6 protein-coding genes are annotated in these 6,532 nt (G+C 36.1%); 4 read left to right on the top strand and 2 right to left on the bottom strand.

The window, feature by feature from the left end; genetic code table 11:
• The first annotated feature begins 109 nt into the window (after positions 1-109).
• The 4 genes from V7149_RS22430 to V7149_RS22415 all read left to right on the top strand — a co-directional run bounded on the left by V7149_RS22430 (position 110) and on the right by V7149_RS22415 (position 4,418).
• Entirely contained in the window at positions 110-1,012 is a 903-nt protein-coding gene (locus V7149_RS22430; RefSeq protein ID WP_335347802.1) for an alpha/beta fold hydrolase, read from the top strand.
• Between the two features lie 37 nt (positions 1,013-1,049).
• The gene (locus tag V7149_RS22425) at positions 1,050-1,940 is read left to right on the top strand and encodes an alpha/beta fold hydrolase (protein WP_335347801.1); all 891 of its coding nucleotides are present in this window, start codon (positions 1,050-1,052) and stop codon (positions 1,938-1,940) included.
• Between the two features lie 119 nt (positions 1,941-2,059).
• Positions 2,060-3,115 carry a beta-carotene 15,15'-monooxygenase gene (locus tag V7149_RS22420; protein ID WP_335347800.1) on the top strand — a complete coding sequence of 352 codons (1,056 nt, stop codon included), beginning with the start codon at positions 2,060-2,062 and terminating at the stop codon, positions 3,113-3,115.
• A gap of 391 nt (positions 3,116-3,506) precedes the next feature.
• Positions 3,507-4,418, top strand: a complete 912-nt coding sequence (locus tag V7149_RS22415) for an endonuclease I family protein (RefSeq protein WP_335347803.1) — start codon at positions 3,507-3,509, stop codon at positions 4,416-4,418.
• A 121-nt stretch (positions 4,419-4,539) separates the two neighbouring features.
• Here the strand turns inward: V7149_RS22415 and V7149_RS22410 are convergent, their stop codons facing one another.
• Both V7149_RS22410 and V7149_RS22405 read right to left on the bottom strand, forming a co-directional pair.
• Complete coding sequence (locus tag V7149_RS22410; RefSeq protein ID WP_335347799.1) at positions 4,540-5,856, bottom strand: DUF4179 domain-containing protein; 1,317 nt, start codon at positions 5,854-5,856, stop codon at positions 4,540-4,542.
• Positions 5,849-6,367: a sigma-70 family RNA polymerase sigma factor gene (locus V7149_RS22405; RefSeq protein WP_335347798.1), complete on the bottom strand. Its 519-nt coding sequence runs from the start codon at positions 6,365-6,367 to the stop codon at positions 5,849-5,851. The genes V7149_RS22410 and V7149_RS22405 overlap by 8 nt, the downstream gene beginning before the upstream one ends.
• Between the last annotated feature and the right edge of the window lie 165 nt (positions 6,368-6,532).

Raw genomic sequence — 6,532 nt, 5'->3', positions numbered from 1 at the left:
GGCATATTACATCATTTCATGACGACAAAATTTATTCAAATCGGTAGTATGCGGTTGAGAATTTAAATAATGCTTCGCTGGTAAAGTCGTAGACGAAGAGGGGATTTTTATGATGAATGAATACTTAGATTTATCACCCTACGATGGGAACTGGAAACATTTTAATCACATAGGCAAAACAGGAGTCCATATTCATTATGTGAGGATGGGGGCTGGAGAGCCTGTTCTGTTTTTGCATGGCTGGCCAGGTTTTTGGTATGATTGGCGCCATGTATTGCCAGAGTTATCAAAATCCTGCGATGTGATCGCTCCTGATCTAAGGGGATTTGGGAAGTCAGGAAAACCGGAAGAATTACCTGCTGTCGCTTATACTCCTGAAAATCATGTAGACGATCTTATTGGCTTAATTCATAGTCTTTCTTTGGATAAAGTAGTGGTCGTTGCTCACGATATTGGTGCAACCATTGCTCAAACACTAGTGAAAAAGTTTCCAGAGAGAGTAAAGTCTCTTGTACTCTTAAATCCTCCCTATGGAGGGATTGGAGAAAGAAGGTTTGATCCAAACATTCAAAGTGAGTTTTGGTATCAGCATTTTCATAACCTTCCTATTGCTGAAGAGATTCTTGGCTTGAGCGATGCCTCATTAAGAGTGTATCTTACGTATTTTTATGAACATTGGATTGGCAATCGTGAAAAGCTTAGGGAGCAAGAACTCAACTATATAATTGAAGAGTTTCTCAAGCCGGGTGCTTTTAAAGCGAGCATTGCTTATTACAGGGCAAGGTCAGGGGCAAAGACATCAAGTGCCTTGTCCTCACAAATCATAGAAAAGATCAGCCATAAGACAACCATTTTGTGGGGGAACGCTGACCCTGTTATCCGGTACGAATGGGCGGACAGAATCCCTGACTACTTTTCTGATGCAACCATTACCATTCTAAATAACATTGGCCACTTTGTTCCTTTTGAAGCACCGTTAGATGTTATTAAAGCGGTCAAGGAACATGTATAGAAATTAAATAAAATTGAATTAATAGGAGGAGTTTAGGTTGTCCAATTATTCCTTGGCATTTAGAAGTATGGAGGGTGCCGGAAAGTTTAAACAAGTGTATGATGCCAATCTTTCATTATGGAAGGTAGATTACGAGAGTTTTTACGTTTCAACACGCTTCGGTGAAACACATATAATTGCAACAGGCCCTAAGGATGCTCCTCCATTAATTCTCTTGCACGGCTTTGGCTTTGGAGCGACTATGTGGTATCCCAATATCCATGAGCTTAGCCAATATTACCGAACATATGCGATCGACATATTGGCGGACTTTAATTTAAGTGTAGTAGCAAAGCCTTATAAGGAAAAAAAGGACTGTGCCCAATGGCTTTCAGACGTTCTTCACGAATTAGGAATAGAGCAAGCAGCAATATGCGGGCACTCAGCTGGCGGCTGGCAGGCCCTTAACTTTTCGATTCTTTATCCTGAAAAGGTTAATAAGCTCATCCTATTAGCTCCAGCCGCTTCATTTATTCCTTTTTATAAAAAATTCTTTTTAAAGCTATTCAGTATCATGATTATACCTAAACGATCTTTTGTTGTTAAATCATTCTGCAGCTGGTTTGTTGCCAAAGGGAATCAAGTGGAGCCAGGTTTATTTGAGCAGTTTTACTTAGGCTTAAAACATTATAAAATGACGAAAACAATTGTTCCCTCTGTTTTTAGCAATGATGATTTTAAGAAAATTAGTATGCCGTCATTGATTATGGTTGGGGATAAGGAAGTCATCTATAATTATCAGGAAATGTTAAAAAATGCGCAGCAGTTGATTCCTCATATTGAATATAAAGTTATTTCCAATGCGGGGCATGCCCTTTCTATTGAGAAAGCAGATGAAGTGAATGAATGTATAATTGAGTTTTTAAATAAAGTGGATGATCAACGATAAGATGAAGTTTAAGAACCATCATATTCGCGGAGGATCCCAAGGGATTTGGAAAAATGCCAAAAAATAGGTGTTTGCATCACCTCGCATAAGTTACAATTAAAGTAAAAAAAGGTGATTTTATGCTAGTTAAGCAGATTCTTAGGAAAAGCTATGTATGGATGCTGTTATTGATATTGATACTTAGTTCAAATTTCATATTGTATCGAACGCCCATTTCACCCATGGTTCTAACAGCTGAAACGAAATGGGTTGTTCTTGGGTCTCTGCTTGATTTAGCGATTATTTCTCCACTATTAGTATTAACCATAAATAAGAAAAAGGGTTCTTTCGTTAAGCGTTTTATTATTTTAATGGCAGGCGGGCTAATACTAGCAAAATTCTTAATACCTATGAAATATTTTGAACCATTTATCTGGATCTCCTATATTGGTTTTGGGGTTGAGGGACTATTGATTCTGATAGAATTGTCGGTGCTTTTCATGCTAGTTCGATATATGCCTGCCATCATTCAAAAAGTGCGCAGCAGTGATGAAACACTATTATTTTCCTTTCCAGCTGCCGTAAGGGAGAAAGTACGAAATCATCCCATTGTAAAAGTTTTTTCCTCTGAATTTCTTATTTTTTACTATGCCTTTGCGTCATGGAGGAAAAGTCCCCCGAAAGGAAAGGGATTTTTCACTCTGCACACAAAATCTAGTTTACTGGCATTTCATATTATGTTGATTCATGCGATTGTAATTGAAACACTGGGGCTTCATTGGTGGCTCCACGATAAGTCCATCGTTTTGTCGATTGTTCTTCTGATCTTAAATGTATATTCCGTTATATTTTTTCTTGGTGATATTCAGGCTGTCCGCCTAAACCCAGTCAAGTTAACAGACAATAACATATACTTATCCCTTGGCTCAGCAAAGAAAATGGTCGTTTCACTCGAAGATATTGCTGCTATTACAACGGACCAACAAGTATTAGAACAAAAAATAAATAGTAAAACCACGCTTGATTTTATTGCACGGGATTTTGAAGAGGTTCATCCTCATATGATTCTAGAATTAAAGAACCCATGCCGTGCGACTCTTTTCTTTGGATTGGAAAAAACATATACAAGGGTAGCTATACGATTGGATGACCCGATAAAATTTCATCAAGAGTTGAAAAAGCGAATCAATATATGAAGCCTAAGTGAAATAAAGATAAAAGAAATGCGATTCCGAAATCAGAGAATCGCATTTCTTTTATTTCATTTTAATAGTCAATTCTTTTTTAAATGGTTGCCGGATAGTCTAGTAGTATTAATTTAATTGGTCCAGGTGGTGCTGTAGAAAACATAAATGAAATGCCAGAGGAGTTAATACGGTTTAGACACCTGCCATATGGGATGATATCAGCCAAGGTGAAGGTATTGTAGTGCAGAAATTGATACAAATACTGGGAAATTTAATATAAATGAAAAATTAAATTAATATTTAGGTTATATAATTGTGTGAGAGTGGAATAATCAATTACTGCTAGCTTGAGAGAATTTAAGCAGGAATAAAACTAGAAAGGAGGAACAAAATATTGAACATGAAAAATAAAGAATCACATAAAAATGCAGATTTTAATGCCACATTGTTGGAACTGGAGTTTAACAAAAAGAGGTTTAAAAATGGAAAAGAGTATTATGATGAAGAACAGGATCAAAAGGCAATCAAAGATTATTATCATCAAATTGATTTTAATGAAGTGGACAAAAAAGAGTTATATAAGAAACTTAATCAGTTAATTACGAGTACACATGAAAATCAGCTCCCTTATAACTCTAAAACCCGGAATTATCTCTATTCAAGAATTGACCTCCATATAGACGGGAAGTTGAAGAGTATCTATTCCGGAAAAGAAAGAGATCCTGAACAAGTCATAAAAGATGATTATGAAGCAGAAAGAAAAAGAATAGAAGCCTATGCCAAGTTACAAAAAAGTGGCTCGAAAACCGATTATGAAATACAGATGGCGATGGCGTCCATTGAAAGTGAAAATATGTATAATTGTGAACATGTCGTTCCTCAGTCATGGTTTGATAAGGATAATCCGATGAGAGGAGATTTACATCATCTTTTTACGTGTGAAATAGATTGCAATTCATTAAGGTCCAATCATCCTTATTTTGATTTTGTGGACTATTCTCCTCAAATGGAAACGGAAGCGATCAGAGCACATTGCGGGAAATATCAAGAGGGTAAGTTTGAACCTGAAAGTGGAAAAGGTGAGGCTGCCAGGTCGACATTGTATTTTTTGTTAAGATATCCAGGAGAAATTAGCCGATATAGCAGTAAGGACATTGAGATGCTGCTAATATGGCATCGTGAATATAAAATATCTATTTATGAAAAACATCGCAACAAAGAGATCTTCAATATTCAAAAGAACAGAAATCCTCTAATTGATTTTCCTCAATATGCCGACAAAATCGATTTTACGTTAGGTTTATCATTGTGAATAAATAGAATTAAGTTAATATTTCGAGGCTATTTTTGTCATATGATTTTTTAGTACTTTTGTATAAAAATGAGAGAGTCTTCCCAAAGTCAGTTATCCTGACTTTGGGGAGCCCTTTCTGTTATTTGATTTTCACATTGACTTTCTTTTCTATGTTCATTGGATAGTCCAATATTTTCAGTTTAATCGGACCAGGCGAGGCCGTGGCTGCAGAATAGGGGACAATATATTGTATATAGTTATCCGTAGGTGACCAGCTGACAGCATAAGATTTATCTTTTTCAATTACATTGCCTTCTTGATCGATCGCATGCATGAACATCATGTTTTGAGCAAATTTGAGGTCAGTTTCTACTTTTATGAAAAGCTCATCTTTAAATAATTTTACCTCTGTTATTTTTCCATCCTTCGGCGCTTCTAGTATTTGATTATTTAATGGATCAATTTCCACCCAAAGTTTATCTTTATCAAGGGCACGAAGAGAACTAAATCGTAAGTTTAACTCCTTTGGGTTTAAGAAATAGTGGCTCTGCAAGTGGAAGATTAATTCATTTTCGTTAATTATTGTAGTTGGTAGTGAACTTAACTCCCAAACTTCCCCTTTTTCATCCACCATTTGAAGATCATTAATACCGAATAGTTGCTTACTGTTATTCGGATCAAATGTTATGTGGACATCTGTTTGGGAAGGATACACTGTAACATCTTTAATCGTCAATTCTTGATTTTCGACCGAAACTGTCTTGTTTAAAGTAAACATTTGCTTTTTCGCAAATTTCCCTTCATCTAACTGGAATGGAATCGACCAATGACCTTCCAAAAGGTTACCATCAACTTTGAACTGGCCAGAAAGGATAAGATCCTTCGGCAGCTCCTTAATATCGGAGAGTGAAACCCTTAATTCAAGAAGTGGATTTTCATTTAATGATCGATATTGTCCATATACTTTTTCTGTGAGCAACTCATCATTACTATTTAGCAGGTTGATAAACCAAGGTAAGACATGCTGTGATTCATCTTCAGCCTGAAAGTAATAAAACAAAATCAGATTCTTCTCATCATAGATGACAGAATCTAAAGTTATTTCAATGTCACCAATTTTGTCGGATGTATCTACCTTTTGTATATAATCATTTTCAACTGTAGCCATTAATCCTTTATCATTTCGGACAAAATCAATTACTTGGCTCATTCCTGGAATATTTCTCATATAATCGGCCATCGTTTCGGAAACATTTACGGTTGTGATGAAGGAAATCGCCAAAATACTTGCAACTAACAATATTTTTACGGGGCGTGTTTTCCGGCCTCTAAGTTTTTCCCTTTTCGCACGCTGGATTCCTTCTAAGATTGCGGCATTAGCAAAATCATCAGAAAAAACAATCTCATTATAAAAATCTCTTGATTTCTCCAATTCTTTTTCTTCTTTTTCAAACATTCAGCCCACTCCTATCTTCCATTTGATTTCTCAGCGCTTTGAGTCCTTTGTATAACCATGTTTTTATCGTGCTTTCCGGACACTCCAGTATTTCAGCGATATCTTTTATCCGGAGATCGTGGTAATACTTGAGAATAATCACTTCACGGCAGCGAGAGTCGATTTTCTGCAGAGCTTCTTGGATTTCTATCGATTGGCTGTGATCAATTGTTTCCGCAAGGCTATCTAACAGGTCCGTATCGGCTATTCTCTTTTTCCTTCGGCTTTGATCATGGCAGTAATTCAGCATAATCCGAATGAGCCATGTGGAGAAATATTCCGGTTCCCTCACTTTTTTAATAGAACGATAGGCTCGAAAAGTTACCTCCTGCAAAGCTTCCAGTGCATCTTCTTCATTACGCAAATAGGAGTAGGCAACTTTTAGCAGACGAACTTTATGAATTTGCATAAGCTCGTAAAATGCTTCGTCATCTCCCTTTTTTGCTTTATGTAGAAATTTACTTACTTCCAAGAAGATCCTCCCCTTTTTCTTTTCTATACGTTAGACATGGAAATCGCGTAAAAAGACTTAAAAATTTACATTTTGTTAGTAATCATTTAGTAATAGGTAAAAATTCATAAAATAATCTAAAAATTAACATGTATTTTACGAACAATTAACATTCCTACAGTAAAT

This window comes from Bacillus sp. JJ1503 (assembly GCF_036965125.1).
Lineage (GTDB): Bacteria > Bacillota > Bacilli > Bacillales > Cytobacillaceae > Cytobacillus.
This window is presented reverse-complemented; position numbering and strand designations above follow the sequence as displayed.